The organism is Pseudomonas sp. Marseille-Q5115, from assembly GCF_916618905.1.
Taxonomy (GTDB): Bacteria; Pseudomonadota; Gammaproteobacteria; order Pseudomonadales; family Pseudomonadaceae; genus Aquipseudomonas; species Aquipseudomonas japonica_A.
This window is the reverse complement of sequence record NZ_CAKAKI010000001.1, coordinates 2067098-2085823: the sequence shown is the minus strand read 5'-3', so window position 1 is coordinate 2085823 and position 18726 is coordinate 2067098. Positions and strand designations below refer to the sequence as shown.

At 63.3% G+C, this 18726-nt stretch carries 13 protein-coding genes; 7 read left to right on the top strand and 6 right to left on the bottom strand.

Annotation, left to right across the window (positions count from 1 at the left end):
- Positions 1-73 precede the first annotated feature (73 nt).
- A complete protein-coding gene (locus LG385_RS09670) occupies positions 74-1927 on the bottom strand; it encodes an ABC transporter ATP-binding protein (RefSeq protein WP_225774084.1) in 1854 nt (617 codons plus the stop codon).
- A 120-nt stretch (positions 1928-2047) separates the two neighbouring features.
- Between LG385_RS09670 and LG385_RS09665 the strand changes: the two genes are divergently transcribed.
- On the top strand, positions 2048-2761 hold the full coding sequence (locus LG385_RS09665) for a GntR family transcriptional regulator (RefSeq protein WP_225774083.1): 714 nt from the start codon (positions 2048-2050) through the stop codon (positions 2759-2761).
- A 15-nt stretch (positions 2762-2776) separates the two neighbouring features.
- Here LG385_RS09665 and LG385_RS09660 read toward each other — a convergent pair whose 3' ends face one another.
- Both LG385_RS09660 and LG385_RS09655 read right to left on the bottom strand, forming a co-directional pair.
- Positions 2777-3727, bottom strand: coding sequence for a PDR/VanB family oxidoreductase (locus LG385_RS09660; RefSeq protein ID WP_225774082.1), 951 nt, complete (start codon positions 3725-3727; stop codon positions 2777-2779).
- Between the two features lie 11 nt (positions 3728-3738).
- On the bottom strand, positions 3739-4797 hold the full coding sequence (locus LG385_RS09655) for an aromatic ring-hydroxylating oxygenase subunit alpha (RefSeq protein ID WP_225774081.1): 1059 nt from the start codon (positions 4795-4797) through the stop codon (positions 3739-3741).
- Positions 4798-5267: 470 nt separating this feature from the next.
- Here LG385_RS09655 and LG385_RS09650 point away from each other — a divergent pair, with 470 nt between their 5' ends.
- From LG385_RS09650 to LG385_RS09635, 4 genes are all read left to right on the top strand, one after another.
- Positions 5268-6902, top strand: coding sequence for a DUF1302 domain-containing protein (locus LG385_RS09650; RefSeq protein WP_413247314.1), 1635 nt, complete (start codon positions 5268-5270; stop codon positions 6900-6902).
- Positions 6903-6911: 9 nt separating this feature from the next.
- A complete protein-coding gene (locus LG385_RS09645) occupies positions 6912-8285 on the top strand; it encodes a DUF1329 domain-containing protein (RefSeq protein ID WP_225774079.1) in 1374 nt (457 codons plus the stop codon).
- A gap of 79 nt (positions 8286-8364) precedes the next feature.
- On the top strand, positions 8365-10050 hold the full coding sequence (locus LG385_RS09640; protein ID WP_225774078.1) for an arylsulfatase: 1686 nt from the start codon (positions 8365-8367) through the stop codon (positions 10048-10050).
- Positions 10047-11051, top strand: coding sequence for a formylglycine-generating enzyme family protein (locus tag LG385_RS09635; RefSeq protein WP_225774077.1), 1005 nt, complete (start codon positions 10047-10049; stop codon positions 11049-11051). The genes LG385_RS09640 and LG385_RS09635 overlap by 4 nt, the downstream gene beginning before the upstream one ends.
- A gap of 106 nt (positions 11052-11157) precedes the next feature.
- Here the strand turns inward: LG385_RS09635 and LG385_RS09630 are convergent, their stop codons facing one another.
- From LG385_RS09630 to LG385_RS09620, 3 genes are all read right to left on the bottom strand, one after another.
- Positions 11158-14298: an autotransporter outer membrane beta-barrel domain-containing protein gene (locus LG385_RS09630; RefSeq protein ID WP_225774076.1), complete on the bottom strand. Its 3141-nt coding sequence runs from the start codon at positions 14296-14298 to the stop codon at positions 11158-11160.
- A gap of 144 nt (positions 14299-14442) precedes the next feature.
- On the bottom strand, positions 14443-15291 hold the full coding sequence (locus LG385_RS09625; protein WP_413247368.1) for a cache domain-containing protein: 849 nt from the start codon (positions 15289-15291) through the stop codon (positions 14443-14445).
- Positions 15292-15485: 194 nt separating this feature from the next.
- Complete coding sequence (locus LG385_RS09620; protein WP_225774074.1) at positions 15486-16472, bottom strand: DNA-binding protein; 987 nt, start codon at positions 16470-16472, stop codon at positions 15486-15488.
- An 81-nt stretch (positions 16473-16553) separates the two neighbouring features.
- Here LG385_RS09620 and LG385_RS09615 point away from each other — a divergent pair, with 81 nt between their 5' ends.
- Together LG385_RS09615 and LG385_RS09610 are read left to right on the top strand one after the other, a co-directional pair.
- Complete coding sequence (locus LG385_RS09615) at positions 16554-17687, top strand: site-specific integrase (RefSeq protein WP_225774073.1); 1134 nt, start codon at positions 16554-16556, stop codon at positions 17685-17687.
- Between the two features lie 69 nt (positions 17688-17756).
- Positions 17757-18719: a glycosyltransferase family 9 protein gene (locus LG385_RS09610; protein WP_225774072.1), complete on the top strand. Its 963-nt coding sequence runs from the start codon at positions 17757-17759 to the stop codon at positions 18717-18719.
- Positions 18720-18726: the final 7 nt, after the last annotated feature.

Sequence of the window (18726 nt, the reverse complement as noted above, 5' to 3'; positions counted from 1 at the left end):
TACAGGATGCTCAGGCAAAAGAAGCCATTGTAACGGGCCACGCGCCGTGAGTCGCCGCCCGTTAGGCGCGCCGCTACTCCATTTCTTCTGCCACCGCCTGATCCTCGCCCAGGAAGCCACCGCTCTGGTGCCGCCACAGCCGGGCATAGGTGCCATTCTTCTCGAGGAGCTGGGCGTGGGTGCCCTGCTCCACGATACGCCCTTGATCCATCACGATCAGCCGGTCCATGGCCGCGATGGTGGACAGCCGGTGCGCGATGGCAATCACCGTCTTGCCCTGCATCATTTCGTCGAGGCTTTCCTGGATGGCGACTTCCACCTCCGAATCCAGCGCGCTGGTGGCCTCGTCCAGCAGCAGGATCGGTGCGTTCTTGAGCATCACCCGGGCGATAGCGATACGTTGCCGCTGACCACCGGAGAGCTTGATACCGCGCTCGCCCACCAGCGTGTCATAGCCGCTGTGGCCCTGCTTGTCGCTGAGCTGGCTGATGAACCCGTCGGCCTGGGCGTTGACCGCGGCGCGGTGTACTTGCTCGTCGGTGGCATCGGGCCGACCGTAGGCGATGTTGTCGCGAATGGAGCGGTGAAGCAGCGAGGTGTCCTGGGTCACCATGCCGATGGCGCTGCGCAGGCTGTCCTGGGTCACCTGGGCGATGTTCTGCCCGTCGATGCGGATTTCGCCGCTGTCCACGTCGTAGAAGCGCAGCAGCAGGTTGATCAAGGTTGACTTGCCCGCACCCGAACGGCCTACCAGCCCGATCTTCTCGCCGGGGTGAATGGCCAGGTTCAGGCCATCGAGCACCTGCCGCTCGCCGTTATAGTTGAAGCTCACGTTGTCGAACACCACCGCGCCGCCGGTGGTCTGCAACACGCCCGCGCCCGGCGCGTCCTGCACCTTGGGCCCGCGGGTGAGGGTGGACATCCCGTCCTGCACGGTGCCGATGTTCTCGAACAGCGTGGTCATCTGCCACATGATCCAGTGCGACATGCCGTTGATGCGCAAGGCCATGGCGGTGATCGCTGCCACCGCACCGGTGCCCACTTCGCCCTGGTGCCACAGCCACAGCGCATAGCCGCCGGCACCGAGAATCAGCCCTACCACCAGCGCTTGGTTGACGATCTCGAACTGGCTCACCAGGCGCATCTGGCGAAAGCCTGTGTGCTTGAAATCTTCCATGGCCGCCCGCGCAAACTGCGCCTCGCGCCGGGAATGGGAGAACAGCTTTACCGTGGTGATGTTGGTGTAGGCATCGGAAATGCGGCCCGTCATGGACGACCGCGCATGGGCCTGTTCCTGCCCCACCTTGCCCAAGCGGGGCACGAAGTACCACATGGCCAACCCGAACAGCACAATCCATGCAACGAAGGGCAGCATCAGCTTGAGGTCGAAGCCACCGGCCAGCGCAATGATCGCGATGAAGTACACCCCAATCCCCGGGGCAATCTCGATCACCGTGAACAGCACCTCACGCACCGCGAGCGCGGTTTGCATCACCTTGGTGGTCACCCGGCCAGAGAATTCGTCCGAAAAGAACGACAGGCTTTGCCTGAGCATCAGCCGATGGAAATCCCAGCGCAGCCGCAACGGGAGGTTGATCGCCAACACTTGGTGCTGAATCATCGTGCGCAGCGCCACCAACCCGATGCTGGTCAGCAACACGATCGCGATGCTCCACAACACACGTTTTTCTTCGACGGCCGCCGCGCCACCCGCCTGCCAGGCCGAGAGCTGGTCCACAACCTGGCCGAGGAAGGAAAACAGCCAGGCTTCGTAGATCGACACACCGGCGCTGAACACCGCCATGGCAAGGACATAACCCCGCGCGCCACGGGTGCAGGCCCAGAGAAAACGGGCAAGGCCGTCGGGCGGTGGGGGTATTTCATCAGGTGGGAAAGGGTCGAGGCGGCGTTCGAATGAACGAAGCATGGCAGTCTCCGAAACGTTTCAGTCAGGGGATTCTGCCATTTATTGGGTGGGTAAGGGTCTTTGGCACAGGATCAGGCCGGTGCTGTACCATAGTCGGCCATTGACGGGGAATCGCATTCAATGACCAAGCCGGGCCAATTGGTGCTGGTCGCACTGCGCAAAATGATTGCTTCTGGCGAGCTGGCCGCCGGTGAGCGGCTGATGGAAATTCCTACCGCCGAGCGCTTCGGCGTGTCGCGGATGCCAGTGCGTATTGCCTTCCGCACTCTAGAGCAGGAAGGGCTGCTGGTACGCCACGGCGGCCGCGGTTTTCAAGTGCGGGCGCTGAGCGCGGACGATATTGCCAACGCCGTTGAGGTACGCGGGGTGCTGGAGGGCCTGGCCGCGCGGCAGAGCGCCGAACGCGGGCTGTCCGAGCAGGCGCACGCGGCGTTGCTCGAATGCCTGGAACAAGGGGATGCCCTGTTCGCCAAGGGGTATGTCACCGAGCAGGACCTTGAGGTGTACCACGACCTCAACATGCGCTTTCATCAGGTGATCGTCGCCAGCAGTGGCAATGCGGCGATTGCCGAAGCGCTTGCCCGCAATGATCACCGCCCCTTCGCCTCGGTCTCGGCGCTGGCGATCGATCGCCATGCCATGGTGCGCGAGTACCGCCGCTTCAATTTCGCCCACATGCAGCATCACGCCGTGTATGACGCCCTGAGCAACCGCCAGGGTGCTCGCGCCGAGGCCATCATGCGCGAGCACGCCAATGCCACCCTGCGTTACGCCAAGGTGTTCGGCGAGGCTGAGGGCAGCCCGGAATTCACCGTGATATCGCGTGGCAAATGAGACCCTCGCAGGCAGTCAGAGGTCGAGCACCAACAGCGGTGACTTTGCCCTTGAACAGCACGGCGTGAACTGATCGTTCGCAGCCTGCTCGTCCTCTGTGAGAAACAGGTCCCGGTGGTCCACTTCCCCTTCCAGTACGCGCGTGAGGCAGGTGCCGCATACGCCCTGTTCACATGAAACAGGAATGTCTACACCGTGGCGCTCCAGCACCTGAACCACGGTTTCGTCCGGCCCGATGTCGAATACCTGGCCACTGCTGGCCAGTTTTACGGAAAAGTGCCCGGCGGCCTGAGGGCCTACGGGCGCTGCGGCGAAGTACTCGCGGTGCAGCTGCCCGGTCGCCCAGCCCTGGGCTGCGGCGGTATCCAGAATGTGTTGCATGAAGCCGCCCGGCCCGCACACGTACAGGTGCGTTCCGGAGTTGGGGGCAGCAAGCACACGGGCGGCATCCAGGTGTGTATCGGCCATTTCGTCGAAATGCACCACTACCCTGCCCTTAAACACCGATCCGCCGAGCCGCTCCAGGAATGCTGCGTGCCGTTCTGAACGGGCGCAGTAGTGGAGCTCGAAATCCCCACCGTTTGCGGCCAAATGCTCGGCCATGCAGAGTAGCGGCGTGATACCGATCCCGCCTGCGAACAGCAGGCTGCGGCGAGCTTCGGGCACCAACGGGAAGTGATTGCGTGGCTCGCTGATCCGCAGGCGTTCGCCCACGTTGATGCGCTCGTGCATGCACCGCGAGCCACCACGGGAGGCGGCGTCCTTGAGCACCCCGATCTGATACCGGTTGCGCTCACCCGGGGCGTTGCACAGCGAGTACTGGCGGATCAGGCCGCCAGGCAAGTGCACGTCAACGTGGGCCCCGGCGGTAAAGGCAGGCAGGCTCCCGCCATCGGCTGCGGTCAGTACGTAGCTGTAGATATCCAACGCTTCATGGCTGCGCCCAGTGACCACGACGTCTAGCATGGCTGGCCCGCTCATTGTGGCGCACCCTCAAGCGCGATTTCAGGTGACCGCTCCCGGGCGATAATCCGATCCAGCATCCGCCGTGCCTGTACGCCGCCGGCGTCGATATTGAGTTTGAGCAGGTTGCGATCAGGGTGCGCGAGTAGGTTTTGCTGTTGCTGCTCAAGCATCTCCAGGTCTTCGCTGAAGATGGTGCGCTGCCCTTCGCGGATGCTCGCTGTCAGCGCCTCGTCACCTGGGTTGAAGTTGCGCGCCATGCCCCAGAAATACCAGATGGAGGTCTCGGTTTCCGGGGTGATGAAATCCACCACGATGCTCGATGCCTTGTGCTCCGGTTGGGCGTGGTAGCCGCCCTTGCCCGCATGGGCGACGCCAACTTCGATGAGTACATGGCTGGGCGGGCTGAACCGGCAGATCTGCCAGCGGTCGACGGGCACGTCATCAGCCAGGTTATTGCCGCGCAGTGCCATGCGCCAGAACGGCGGCGGCATGATGTTCTCCATGTGCCGGGCGGTCACTACCTCGTCACCTTGGACGGTGGTCATCGGGGCGGCTTCATCGATTTCCTTTTGCCCGATGCTGGAGGCATGCACGTAGGTTTCATGGGTAAGGTCCATCAGGTTGTCGATCATCAACCGATAGTCGCACCCAATGTGGAACAGCCCGCCGCCATACGCCCAATCGTCACTTTCCGCCCATTCCAGGTGGGGAATGAGGTGAGGGTCGGCCTTGTTCTGGTCACCCGGCCATACCCACACAAACCCGTGCCGCTCGACCACTGCGTAGGCTTTGTTGCAAGGAAAGCCACGGACGCGCTGGCCGGGCATTTCCACGGTCTTGCCGTCGCAGCCCATCACCAGGCCGTGATACCCGCACACCAGCTTGCCGTCTTTCACATAGCCCAGTGACAGGGGCGCGCCGCGGTGCGGGCAGAAGTTTTCCACGGCCGCAACCCGGCCTTCCGCGCCCCGGTAAAACACAATCTTTTCCCCGCAAATCTGCCGCCCGAGGGGTTTTGAGGGGAGTTCTTCGGGCGTGCAGGCGACGTACCAAGTGTTTTTTGGATACATGAGGCTCTCCGGGTTCTTGTAGTTGTATGGATCCATAGAAAGCGATATCTACTAGTTAAGTCAAGGCCAATAACGCTGAATGGCTCACTGTGGATCCATAGAAAATAGGGGATAAAGCCCGCCGTAGTGCTTGCAACCGCTGCTCCCGCTTGGGTATCGATTTTGGCCATACGTCTTATCCGGGCACGCGATTAGTAAAACTCCGTAACCCGGTGGCAGGCTTCGCTCACAAAAATGCCCCGCATGCATTGCCATAAAAAAAAGAACCCGAGGGATTGGAATGAGCTTTTCGAACGCCCCCGCACCCCTACTGCCCGACCGCTATCTCTCCCAGGCCGACTCCCGCGAGCTTTCGCCGCGCCGCCCTGGCACCTCGCAATAATTCCCAACAACAAGAGGTTCACCCTATGACAGGTTGCTCGATCAACCGGCCAAGGCGCGCCCTGCGGATGCGGCACGGCTCACACAAAATGGCGTTGGTGGCGGCGGTATTGTTGTCACCCCCCCTTGCTCAGGCGATGGAAATCGACACGGGCGAATCCGACATCAAGCTTCGCTGGGACAACACCTTCAAATACAGCAACGCCTGGCGGACCGAAAGCCCAAGCAACAAGCTGACCTCGGGGCAGACCGCCTTGAACCAGGACGACGGCGACCGGGCCTTCGGCAAGGGGCTGATCTCTAACCGCCTGGATATTCTCTCGGAGCTGGACCTGGCATACCGCCAGGTGGGTGCGCGTGTGAGCGCGGCGGGTTGGTACGACACGGTGTACCAGGGCGACAACGACAACAACGACGCAAGCCGTACCAACGCCCGTTCCGTGGACTATGACGAATTCACAGACGATACCCGCCACCTGCACGGCGGTGATGCTGAGGTACTGGATGCGTTCGTGTATTGGAACGGCCAGTTGAGTGACAAGGCGGTGTCGGTACGCGCCGGCCGCCACGGACTGATCTGGGGTGAAAGCCTGTTCTTCGGCGCCAATGGCATTGCCGGCGGCATGGCCCCGGTCGATATCGTGAAGGCACAGTCGGTGCCCAATACCCAGTTCAAGGAAATCACCCGGCCGGTCAATCAGCTCTCCGGCACTTTCCAACTCACCGACGACATCTCGCTGGGCGCGTTCTACCAACTGGAGTGGGAAGAGAACCGCTTGCCAGGCGCGGGCAGTTATTTCTCCAGCAGTGACACCATTGGCGAAGGCAACGAGCGGCTTATCGTGGGCGCGCCCTTCCCCACCGCGCTGGGTGGCAGCGCCGACAGCCCGGCGGCGTTCTTCCATGGCAAGGACAAGGATGCCCGCGATACCGGCCAGGGCGGCTTGCAGCTGCGCTTTGCCGGGGAGTCGGTGGACTACGGCCTGTACGCCATCCAGTACCACGATAAAAGCCCCAAGCTGTACCTGCGCAGCAGCGCCACCGGGCCGAACTTCGCCACCGGCCAGGTCGGCGATTACTACTGGGTGTACCCCGAAGACATCCGCGCACTGGGCGCCAGCTTCGCCACTACGGTGGATGAGTACAGCTTTGCCGGCGAAGCGTCCCTGCGCTGGAACATGCCGCTGGTATCCAACGGCCAGACCGTGATCGCCGGCAGTGGCGCGGACAACAGTGACCACCCGCTGTACGCCGTGGGCCGCACCGCGCACATCAACCTCAACGTGCTCGCCTCGCTGGGCCCGTCATTCATCGCCGAAGAAAGCAGCCTGGCCGCAGAGGTCGCCTGGAACCACCTGCTGAGCGTGACCAAAAACCGTTCGGCGCTGGACCCCGGCGCCACCGATGACGGCCTGGGGTTGCGCTTTGTTTATACGCCCACCTATCGCCAGCTGTTCCCTGGCATCGATGTGAGCGTACCCATGGGGGCGAGCTACTTCCCGCTCGGGAAATCCTCGGTGGTGAGCAGCTTCGGAACCGACAACGGCGGCGACATGAACATCGGCGTCACCGCCACCTATATGGACCGCGTGACATTCGGGCTCACCTACACCCACTACTACGGCCCCGAAGACACCAACCTGAACGCCACGTCGCAGTTCAATTACCTGCAATCGCTGAAGGACCGGGACTACCTGGCCTTCTCCGTTAAAACGACCTACTAAGGGCTGCCCATGACCCTCCAGACGACCCTGAAGACCCTCAGCCTGGCCATGTTGAGCACCTGGGTGCTCCACGCGCCACTCGGTGTGGCCGCCTCCGCCGCAGACGCCGCCAAGCTCAACAGTACCCTTACCCCGATGGGTGCGGAGCGCGCCGGCAACGCCGACGGGAGCATCCCGGCCTGGACTGGCGGTGACACCCATGTAGACCCGGCCTACAAGCCGGGCGGCAAACGGCTCGATCCCTTCGCCGCCGAGAAGCCGCTGTTCAGCATCACCGCCAAAAACCTGGCCCAATACGCCGACAAACTGAGCGACGGCAGCAAGGAGATGTTCAAGCGCTTCCCGGATACCTACCGTATCGACGTATACCCCACTCACCGCACCGCGGCGGCGCCTCAGTGGGTGTACGACAACACTTTCAAAAATGCCACCCGCGCCACCATGGCCGAGAGTGAAAGTGGCCCGGTGCCCAAAGGCGCCTACGGTGGCATCCCGTTCCCGATCCCGCAGAACGGCGCCGAGGCCATTTGGAACCACTTGCTGAACTGGCGCGGCACGGCGCTGGAAATGCACTTCCGCCACTACCTGATCACCGCCGATGGCAAGCCCGTGATGACCACGGACGGCAATGCCATCCAGCAGATGCCCTACTACTTCCCCAACGGCAGCCCGGAGACCTTCGAGGGCGAGTACTGGCTGTTCCGCATGGTCAACGCCGGGCCACCCATCCGGGCTGGGGAGCAGATCATCGGCCATACCAATATCGACGCTGAAAAGTCCGCGGCCCATGTGTACCTGACGGGCCAGCGTCGGGTGCGCAAGTTGCCCAATGCCTGCTGCGATACGCCCACACCCGCCACGGCTGGAGTGATGAGCTTTGACGAACTGAGCGTGTTCGCCGGCCGGATCGACCGCTTCAATTGGAAACTGGTGGGCAAAAAGGAGATGTACATCCCCTATAACACCAACAAGTTCCAGGCCGCCGCCAAGCCTGAAGACCTGCTGGGCGCCCATCACCTTAACCCCGACTATGTGCGTTGGGAGCTGCACCGGGTATGGGTGATCGATGCCGACCTGGCCCCGGGCAAGCGGCACCAACTGCCCAAGGGCCGTTACTACCTGGATGAAGACACCTGGCAGGCGCTGCTCGCCGACCGCTGGGACGCGGACGGCCACTTGGCTAAAACCCTGTGGTCGCTGCCTGCCGACATGCCAGACATCCCCGCCCAGGCACAGCTGTCTTCGGGCTTCTATGACCTGACGTCCGGCGCCTGGTTTATCCAGAACGTTTACGCCGGCCTGCCTTCGCAATACAAGGTGGTCGACCAGTACAACGCGTCGGAGTTTTCACCCGCCGCCATGGCCGGGCAAGGCGTTCGCTGAGCATTGAAGCGGCCGGTGCGCTCCTGTCGCGTGCCGTGGCCGCCCTCGCCTGCCTTCAGTCATTCATCCGGAGCTTTTCATGACCCAATCCCGCACTGCGTGGCAGCGATTCGCGCTGAGCCTGCTGTTTGTCGCGACTTGCCCCACGCTCTCTGTCACCGCCAGCGAACGCCCCGATCCCCGGCCCAACATTCTGCTGATACTGGCCGATGACTTGGGCTATTCCGACCTGGGTGCTTTCGGCGGTGAGATCCATACGCCCAACCTCGACGCCCTGGCCAAGCAGGGGCTGGTGCTCACTAACATGTACGCCGCTCCCACGTGCTCGCCCACCCGTTCGATGCTGATGTCCGGCACCGACAATCACCTGGCGGGCCTCGGCAGCATGGCTGAGGGGCTGTTGCCCTTCCAGCAAGGCAAGCCGGGCTATGAGGGGTACCTCAATCAGCAATCCCACTCTATCGCGCAACTGCTGAAAGACGGCGGCTACAGCACCCAGATGGTCGGCAAATGGCATTTGGGCCTGGAGCCAGGCCAGGGGCCGGACGCCCGCGGTTTCGAGCATTCGTTCACCCTGCTCGAAGGCGGCGCATCACACTTCAAGCCCGCCGCCGTGGCCCCCACCAAAATCGAGCAGGTGCACTACCGCGAGGACGGCAAGCCCGCCGAGCTGCCGGATGACTTCTATTCCACCGACTTCTACACCGACAAGCTGATCAGCTACCTGAAGGCGGGGGAAAAGAATGGCAAACCCTTCTTCGCCTACGCGGCCTTCACCTCGCCCCACTGGCCACTGCAAGCGCCCGCCGCCTACCTTGAAAAATACCGTGGCCGCTATGACCAGGGTTACGACCCGGTGCGCCTGGCACGGATCGAGCGGCAAAAGCAGCTGGGCATCCTGTCGCAGGATTTCGAGCCGGCGCAGCCCCTTCCTGCCAACCCTCAATTGCCTGCCTGGGAGCAGCTTGATGCGCAGGGCAAAGCGATTGAAGCGCGCAAGATGGAAGTGTATGCGGCCATGGTCGACAACCTCGATCATAACGTGGGGCGGTTGCTCGATTACCTCAAGCAGAGCGGGCAACTGGACAACACGCTGATCCTGTTCATGTCTGATAACGGCGCGGCGGCCGAGCGCCACGAGCAATTCTATCCACGAGGTCCGCACACCGATAACAGCCTGGCCAACCTGGGCAAGCCTGGCTCCCAGATCGATTACGGCGTGCGCTGGGCCGAGGTGAGCGCGGCGCCCTTCCACCTGTTCAAAGGCACCACCGCCGAGGGCGGTATCAGCGTGCCAGCGATCGTGCAGCTGCCCGCGACGCTGCGGCGCCAGGGCATGGAGCGCGGTATCGCTCGCGTCGATGACCTGGCACCGACGTTCCTGGCGCTTGCCCATATGGGCGACCCGGGCAGCAGCTATCAAGGCCAGCCCAAGCATCCGATTACCGGCAAAAGCATGCTGCCCATGCTCGAAGGTCAAGGTGCGCCTCACGGCGAGGCGCCCGTGCTGGCCGGTGAGCTGTTCGGCAACCTCTACTACCGCGAGGGCGACCTTAAGCTGCTGGGGATGCGCCCGCAGCCCGGGTTCGGCGGCGCTCCGCAACCGTTGAACTGGCAGCTGTTCGACATGGCCAAGGACCGCGGCGAGCGCAATGACCTGGCTGCCAGCCAGCCTGAAACGCTTCAACGGCTGCGCCTTGCCTGGCAAGCCTACGCGCGCCAGGTGGGTGTGGTGGTGCCACCGGCGGCAGCCGCGGCGCCATGACCCGAGCGAGGCACGCAGCGCTAGCCGGGCTGCTGGCGGTCACGCTGGTGGGGGCGCTGCTCGGGGTGCGGCGGTTACCTTCGAGCGACGCGCCCTTGGGTACGCAGCAAGGTTGCTCGCGGTACAACGGCATTCCTGCGGGCTGGCCGGCCAACCCGCAGGCGGGCATGCAGCGGATCGAGGGTGGCACCTACCGGCCCGGCAGCCAGCAGGGTTACCCGGATGAAGTGATGCTGGGCACAGCCGAGGTCGGGAGCTTCATGATCGACCGTACTGAGGTGAGCCAGGCCCAATTCGGGGCGTTCGTGGCGGCCACCGGCTACCTCACGGAGGCCGAACGCACCGGCGGCGGCGCGCTGTTTCAGGTGCCGACCCAGGCGCAACTGAGCGAGCAGTCCATGCCGTGGTGGCATTTCGTAGCCGGGGCCAGCTGGCGTCAGCCCGCCGGGCCGGCTCAGGCCAAGCCGGTGCCCGCCAATCAGCCCGTAGCGCTGGTGACGCTGGAGGACGCCGAAGCCTACGCCCATTGGCTAGGCAATGAGTTGCCCACCGAGGCTGAATGGGAGTATGCCGCACGGGGCGGGCGCGAGGGCGAGCAAGGCGCGCTTGCGCCGGTGGATGCCCAGGGCAAACCCACCGCGAACTACTGGCAAGGCATCTTCCCCTTCGATAACGCCGCCACCGACGGCTACCCGGGCGTTGCCCCGGTCGGCTGCTTCACGCCCAATGGGTATGGCCTGTTCGATATGATCGGCAACCTCTGGGAATGGACGGCCGACGTGTACACCGGCACCCTGCAGAACCATGCCAACGGTGACCCTGCCCGGCTTGGCTTCACGCCTATCCTTGGGGTGCCGCGGCAAGTCATCAAAGGCGGCTCGTTCCTTTGTGCGTCCAACTACTGCATGCGCTACCGGGTTGCGGCACGTGAGCGCCAGGAAGCCAACCTGGCCACCGAGCATGTGGGGTTTCGAACGATTCGTCGGCTGGAGGAAGACTAAGCAGTAGGTCAGCTCTCGCACTGGAAACAGCTTGTTCCACTTGCCCTGTGGGAAGTGGGGTCTTGCCTTGCGGCGACCGCTCGCGAAGATCGCACGCGCGATTACCTCAAAACGGCATATTCACCTGCACGGTCGCGGCCTGGGCATCGTAGTCGCTGCGGCTTTGCGCGCTGTAACTCACCGACAGCTCCGCGCCGCGTGGCAATGGAGTGATCAGGCTCAGCCCGCCGCGCAGCAACCACGGGCTGGCGCTGGGGCCGCCGGCGGTGAAGCGCTGGCCCGGAGCACCGGCGAAGCTGGCAGTGGCCGTGTTGTCCTGATTGATCAGGTCGTACCCCACGCCCACGGTTAACGCTAGGCGGCTACCGTCGGGGGTGAAGGCATGCTCCAGGCGGCCGTCGAGCCCGGCAATCACTTGGTCGGTTTCTCTGGCATCCACTCGTAGCAACAGCGGCGCCACGGCGCTCGCGCCTTTTTCGTTATAGGCGTCATCGCGAATATGGTTGTAATCGAGCCGTAGGGCCGGGATCACCCGCGTGGCGTCACTCACTTGCCAGGCATGGCCCAGGCTTGCGCCGACGGTGGCAAACAGGCTGTCGTACTCGGCCTTTGCATCACTGTTGAGCCCGCTGAGGTTCAGGCTGCGCTCGCCCGCGACCGAATTATGCCCAGCCCCCGCATAGAGCATGAACTCCGTGTCGGGTGCCAGGGTGTAGGCGCTATACCCGCTGAACTGCCACAGGTCCAGGCGGCTGTTCTGGTTAGCCCCCGCGCCGTCCCCGGCGGTGTCGCCACGGGCGTAGGCAAAGGCCAGGCCGATCCGTCGACCTGGGCCTGCCTGAGTGTCCATGCCGATCACCTTGCCGCTGTTATCGCTGCGCGAGCCGCGGCCTTGGCTGGCCAAAGTATTGAACGGCCGTGACCACAGGGTGGGTTGCGCCACCCCTTGGTAACTCACGATGCCCTGCCCGATCGGCAACAAACGCTGTTGCAGCGCGTCGCTGATTTCCATCAGTGCCGCCTGGCTGGCACGCAGCCCGGCATTATCGAGCGGAAGGGTTTGCGCGAGGCTGCGGGCGACTTCGGCGTCACTGCTGGCGCTGACGAAGAACGGCGTGAGTGCGCTGCCGCCGCCTTGGCTGAACTGCGCATCGAGCACCCTGGCCACGCTGGCGAGTTCCCCGCGCCCTGCATCGGCCGCCGCCCTGCTGGCACCGTTGGAGGCGCGCGAGCTGAGCGTCAGGTCCACGGTGTTGCCGTCCTTCACGGCACCGAAATCAAAAAGGGCGGAGTTGCCGGTCACTGCAAAGGTACCTTCGGATTTCAGCGTCCCGGCGCTCAAAACATCCTGCAGCGTCGTCACGTTGAACGGCTGGGTGGCGTGGGTAACATCAACGTCGATGCGTGCCGCGCTGGGTAGAACCGCAGTGCCGCGCACCACTAGCTTGCCGTAATGGCTGGCGTCAGCCACATCGGTGCGCAGCACCGCGCCGGTTCGCTGGGTATAGTCGCCGGCGATGGTAGCGGGCGTGGCGGTGCGGCTGGCCGGCGCGGCCAACTCCAGCGTGCCCCGGTTTACCAGTTTATCGATGGTCCAATGGTCCCCTGCTTCAAGCACGTAGCGGGCTGTGCTGTAAACCGTCGCCGTGGTGCGCGGTGCATACACAGCGCCTTCGAAGCGCGCATGGTCGCCAGCCAGGTAAAGGTTGTCCAGCCGGCTATCGGCGTCCACGGACAAGGCATAGCCCGCCTCGCCTTTGCGCACGGCAATGGTGCCGGCATTAACCAGGCCGCCGTCTACCTGCGTGTCGATCAGGCGCAGCGCATTGGGGCTGACAAGAAAGCCGGTGTTGATGATCTGGCCTTGGATGCGCGTATTGGCCAGAATGATCGCGTCCTCGCGCCCCTGCACGGCGCCGCGGTTTAGGAGGTCTCCTTCGATGCGCCCGCCTACTACTTTCAGGCCCTGACCCTCCGTCTGCCAACTGGCCAGGCCGCCCAGCAATCGCCCGGTATTGATCAGGCTCCCACCTAGGGTCGTGTCGTTCAGGCGTATGCCCTGGTAACCGATGGCGTAGCCACTGTTGAGCAGGTCACCTTCGATCCTGGTGCCCCGTGAAATGATCAGCCCGTAGCCACGCGGCCCGCCGTTGAGCGTGCCGGCATTGCTCAGGTTGCCGGTCACAGTACCGCCGATCAGCTCCAGCCCGGCGTGGCCGCTGCTAGAGGTTAGAAAACTGCCGGTGTTGGTAACGTTGCCACGCACATAGGTGTTGTCCAGCACCAAGGCAGTGGTGAAGCTGCGCACAGTGCCCGAATTTTCCAGGCCGCCCAAGGTACTGGAGGTGATTGCGTTCTGGCCGTGGCCGTTGATTTCGCCGGTGTTATTCAGGCCGCCACGTAGCGTGGTATCTGAAATACTCAGCGCTTGGGCCGTGCCGTTGATCAGCCCACTGTTCGCCAGCCGGCCTTGTATTGTGCTAGAGCCAATCGATAGGCCTGTAGGCCCGCCCATGGTGCCGGAATTAAGCACGTCCCCGCGTATCACCGAATCGAAGACCGACAACCCCCTGAACGGGCTTGTCATATCCCCGGCATTGCGCACTGATCCGTCCAGGGTGCTGCCGTAAACGGCGGTAAGTTCAACCGTTCCGGTTTCGCTGTTAGCGATATCACCCGTTACGTGGCTTTCGAGCACGATGATTCCGCTTTTCACCAAGCCGCTGTTTACCACCGACCCCTTCAGAGTGCTGTCTTCCAGGCGAATGCCGTACTCATAAGTGGAAGCAGCGATGGTGCCTGCATTGGTGATATTACCCGTCAAGGTACTGCCGCTGACTTGCAAGGGCGTCCCGCTGGGGCTTTCCATCACACCGGTGGCGGTGTTGTGTATGGCCCCAATAACGCTCGCGCTGTCAATCAACACCGCCTGATAGCCGCGCAGCGTACCGCTGTTGGTTACGTGGTTAACGCCTGAGGTGGGGTGCAGGATGCTCACCGCCGCACCCTCAGGCACATCGATCGAGCCATGCCTGGTAATCACCAGATTCTTGTTGCGCTCCAGCACGCAAGGCTCGGTCACTGCCGTGCTGATGTTGCCACTGCCACAGCTCGCCGCGGCTGGCGCCGTGGTAACCGCCCCAAGCGTAGCCAGCAGGGCCAGGCTCAGGTGGGTGGGGCGCAAGGGGAATGCTGACGTGCGGTGGGTGGCCGACTGCCGTGGCTGACCAGGGTGCTTGCTATCCATGGGACGACCCTGCCTGCGAGGTAAAAGCAGGGTATAGGTTTGCTTGCCAAGTGTGTCAAAGCCGATACGAGCAATTCCGCTGGCCGGTGGGCCGGAGCGGCTGCCCGGTCAGGTAGTCCCTGAGCCGGGCGAACGCGCCCATGCTCAGTCCGCGCTGCGATAGTAACCCACGACCACCAGGTAATGGCCCGCTCGCTGGATCAACGCGTACTTGTCTTCGACAATGCCAGTGACCGGGTTCTTCCAGCGGTAGTCGTACTTCGCCGATTCGGCCTTACGCATCAATGCCATGATCGGCGGACCTACCGGCTTTCCCGCCGGGTCATGAATGCTGGCGAAATCCACGCCTAGCAAGCGTAGGTTGTAACCATGGGCAACATAGCGCTGCGTGTTGGCGTCAACCACGAATACGTACAAATCGTCCTCATGGAACTGCGCGGACAAGTTATTGATCGACTTGAACGTACCTTCCGGGTCTTTCTGGATCGCGGCGACGGCCTTGCTCAGCAACTGCTGCGCCTGGTTGGCGCTCGCACGTGGCACAGACTGCGCGGCGGCAATCACGCGGTCCCCTACTTTCTGGAAGTACACGCGTTTGAGCTCAATCCGGCGTTGGGCTTTGTTGTCCCAGCGGTATTCGACCGTTTGTACGCCTGCACCGGCATCCTGCTTGACGCTGAGCGCCTGGTCGAAAGCTGCCTTGAGCTCAGGGGCTAGTACTTTGGAAACCTCACGGCCGATCAGCACGGCTGAAGGGCCACCGCTGGCCAGCAGGGTCCCATGGCTGTCGACAACGAAGATGAAATGGTCACCGTCGATGAATTCGCCTTGCCGGCTGAACGCAGCCAGCGCCGCATCGCCCTGCAGCTGGTAGTAATCGACGGCTCGCTTGAGCAGCGTGTTTGCCGCAGGGTCCTCCGGTGCGTCCGCGGCATGGGAAACCATGCTGGAGAACACAAGGCCCAGCCCTACTACACAGCGGAAAATGCGCATGGCTGCGCCCGGTGGATTTACGACGGTACCACTCATGTTCATCTCGCTATTCTATTCCTGGATGAGGTTCTATGCAGAAAACCACCCACTGGGCAGTAGGATCTCGAGGGAATGTAGCGCGGGATCGGCGGTACCTTCCAATCGCATCCAGCGCTGGGAGGTATTGTGAAATGTGATGGCGCAAAGCTTATTGGCTACTCCTCCTTCGCCACAGGGCCTCTTGCTGCTTTGCCTGCACTTTTACGCTGCAGAGCGGTGCGCAGGTGAGCGAGCTGCGCCTCCAGCGTCTCCGCCCGAGCCTGCTGTGCCACTGCCGCGTGCTGCGCCACCTCAAGGGCTCGCAATGCATCGGATAGCTGCACTTCCATGGCCTGAAGTTGCCGCGCGCCCTGCTCCGCCGCCGCTTCGGCGCGCGCTAGCTGTGCGGCCGCCTCGCGCTGGGTTTGATTAAGTGCAGTGCGTGTTTCCTCGAGCTTTGCTTGCACAAGCTCAAGTTGACGCTGCAGCTCGCGGCGCTCCGTGAGGCGCAGCTTGGCTTCGCCCCGCGCGCGGTCCACTTCAGCATGGGCGCGGTCCTCCACTCCACGGGTATAGGCTTGCTGAGCCACCCGCTCGGCTTCGGCCCGTTGCTGCGCGTCGAGCAGCGTGTGCTGAAGCCCTTGGACCTTCTCTTGAAGGGCCAGCACCGCTTCCTGTGACTCCTGCCGCTGCTGCTGCAGGTCATTGATCTGGGACTGGCGCTGCTCCAGCAACCGCTCCAGGTCAGCCAGCCGGGTGTCGGCGGCCTGCCGTGCCGTAATCGCCTCGGCCGCCTGTTGACGGGCCGCTGCCACATCCTGGCGCGCCTGCTCCTCAGCCGTTGCCAATTGCTCGCGTTCCTCGGCGAGCACCTGGCGCTGCGCTGCCACCGATTGCTCGACTACGGCCTGCGCCAGGGTGGTCGCCTGTTGCCAGATCGCAACGAAGGCTTGCGCGACTTCGGCGGGCAACCCTGGCAGGCGGGTTTCGCCGCGCAAGCGCCCCGCCAACTGCTCCCACCATTGATCCAGCAGTGCGCCGACCCGTGCCGGGCTACCGCGGCCGAGCTCCAGGCGCACGCGTTCCACCGTTGGCCGTTCGCCACGGGCCAGTACTGCGTCTGCCGCTTCGAACACCGCCGTTTCCGGCACGCCTGTCGCCATTTGCTGCCCCTCCGCTATATATTGGGTCTGATAATGGATTGTTATCCGACGCTATAATTCTTTAGCTGTGAATATAATACGTTGAACGTAATAGAAAATACACTTGTGCAATTGCCGCGTCTAGAAGGGCCTCTGGACACTCATTCCTTGGCCGCTAACTCTCAGGAGGCTGCAGCAGCGTTCGTGGCGGCGGGCACGGCGGCCAATACCGTGCGCAGTTACCGTAGCGCGCTCGCTTACTGGGCCGGTTGGCTGCAGCTGCGCTATGGCATTGGCCTTGGCGATACCCCGCTGCCGATAGCCGTGGCGGTGCAGTTCGTGCTGGATCATCTGGCCCGCCCGCTGGGCAACGGCAGCTGGGCGCACCTGTTGCCGCCAGCGATCGATACCGCCCTCGTTGGCGCTCGCGTCAAGGCAAAGCCTGGGGCGTTGACCTACAACACGGTTGTGCATCGATTGGCTGTGCTCGGCAAATGGCACCGCATTCGTGGCTGGGACAGCCCGACCGAAGCACCCTCGCTCAAGACGCTGTTGCGTGAGGCACGCAAGGCCCAGTCGCGCCAGGGCGTGGCAGTGCGAAAGAAAACCGCGATGGTCGCCGGGCCCTTGCAGGCGATGTTGGCGACCTGCACGGATGGCGTTCGCGGCGTGCGCGATCGCGCCTTATTGCTGCTGGCCTGGAGCGGTGGCGGTCGACGTCGCTCGGAAGTGGTGGGCCTGCAGGTGGAGGATGTGCGCCGCCTCGATGAGCACACCTGGCTGTACTCCCTGGGCGCTACCAAAACCGACACCGGCGGCGTGCGCCGCGACAAGCCACTGCAGGGCCCGGCCGCCCAGGCACTCGCGGCCTGGCTGGCGGCAGCGCCTGCGGCGTCAGGCCCATTGTTCAGGCGCCTGTACAAGGGCGGCAAGGTAGGTACGTCGGGGCTGTCCGGTGACCAGGTTGCGCGCATCGTGCAGCGTCGGGCGAAGCTCGCAGGGCTGGAAGGTGACTGGGCAGCTCACAGCCTGCGCTCAGGGTTCGTCACCGAGGCTGGTCGACAGGGCGTGCCGTTGGGTGAAGTGATGGCCATGACCGAACACCGAAGCGTGAGCACGGTGATGGGTTATTTCCAGGCAGGGTCATTGCTGAACAGCAAAGCGACCAGCCTGCTGGGCACGTTTGATGGGCCTGAACCCGGCTCCAGCGTGCCGCCGGGGAGCGACCGCCAGTAATATCGGCGACGAGCAGCAATTCACCTGCGCTATGGTGAACAGGTGCCTACCACTGTGGAGCTCCGGGTCATGCGCCGGTTGATACTGCGTAACCACCAATCCCCCGGCGATATCGTGATGTTGACCGCTGCCGTGCGTGACCTCCATCGGAGCTACCCTGGTGAATTCGAAACGGATGTACGTACGCCCTGCCCGGCGCTGTGGGAGTACAACCCTTACCTCACCCCGCTGCTGGAAAGCGACCCTGGCGTAGAAGTGATCGAATGTGAGTACCCACTGATCAATCGCAGCAACCAGCTGCCCTACCACTTCATACATGGTTTTTGCCAGTTTCTGGAAAACCGGTTGGGTGTCCCGCTTCGCCCCTCATGCTTTCACGGCGACGTCCACCTCCACGACCAGGAAAAAGCCTGGATGTCCCAGGTCGAGGAACAGGTAGGCGCGCCGCTGCCGTTCTGGATCGTGGTAGCCGGCGGCAAGGCGGACTACACCGCCAAGTGGTGGGCGGCGGAACGCTACCAGCAGGTCGTGGACCATTTCTCGGGCAGCATTCTGTTCGTACAGGTGGGCGAGCGAGGGCATGAACACCCGCCGCTGGACGGGGTGATTGACCTGCGTGGCCGAACTGACCTGCGCCAACTGGTACGCCTGGTGTATCACGCGCAGGGGGTGCTGTGCCCCGTCACCCTGCTGATGCACCTGGCCGCCGCCATTGAAACAGGGCCCGGCCAGCCCACCGCACGGCCCTGCGTGGTGGTGGCCGGCGGGCGCGAGCCGCCGCATTGGGAAGCCTACCCGACTCACCAATACCTGCACCGCACGGGCGCGCTAAAGTGCTGCGTCGCCGGCGGATGCTGGAAATCCCGCGTACTGCCGCTGGGCGACGGCGACGAGAAGGATGCGCCTGGCAGCTTGTGTGTGGACGTGATCAATGGCTTGCCGCGGTGCCTTCATCTGGTCACGGTGGACGACGTAATCCGGGGGGTGGAGCTGTATTTCGAAGGGGGCGCTATCGACTACCTCGCAAGGTAGTTTTTCG

Coding starts and splice junctions, on each gene's coding strand:
- LG385_RS09670 (WP_225774084.1), bottom strand. CDS start 1,927: ATGCTTCGTTCATTCGAACGCCGCCTCGACCCTTTCCCACCTGATGAA.
- LG385_RS09665 (WP_225774083.1), top strand. CDS start 2,048: ATGACCAAGCCGGGCCAATTGGTGCTGGTCGCACTGCGCAAAATGATT.
- LG385_RS09660 (WP_225774082.1), bottom strand. CDS start 3,727: ATGCTAGACGTCGTGGTCACTGGGCGCAGCCATGAAGCGTTGGATATC.
- LG385_RS09655 (WP_225774081.1), bottom strand. CDS start 4,797: ATGTATCCAAAAAACACTTGGTACGTCGCCTGCACGCCCGAAGAACTC.
- LG385_RS09650 (WP_413247314.1), top strand. CDS start 5,268: ATGGCGTTGGTGGCGGCGGTATTGTTGTCACCCCCCCTTGCTCAGGCG.
- LG385_RS09645 (WP_225774079.1), top strand. CDS start 6,912: ATGACCCTCCAGACGACCCTGAAGACCCTCAGCCTGGCCATGTTGAGC.
- LG385_RS09640 (WP_225774078.1), top strand. CDS start 8,365: ATGACCCAATCCCGCACTGCGTGGCAGCGATTCGCGCTGAGCCTGCTG.
- LG385_RS09635 (WP_225774077.1), top strand. CDS start 10,047: ATGACCCGAGCGAGGCACGCAGCGCTAGCCGGGCTGCTGGCGGTCACG.
- LG385_RS09630 (WP_225774076.1), bottom strand. CDS start 14,298: ATGGATAGCAAGCACCCTGGTCAGCCACGGCAGTCGGCCACCCACCGC.
- LG385_RS09625 (WP_413247368.1), bottom strand. CDS start 15,291: ATGCGCATTTTCCGCTGTGTAGTAGGGCTGGGCCTTGTGTTCTCCAGC.
- LG385_RS09620 (WP_225774074.1), bottom strand. CDS start 16,472: ATGGCGACAGGCGTGCCGGAAACGGCGGTGTTCGAAGCGGCAGACGCA.
- LG385_RS09610 (WP_225774072.1), top strand. CDS start 17,757: ATGCGCCGGTTGATACTGCGTAACCACCAATCCCCCGGCGATATCGTG.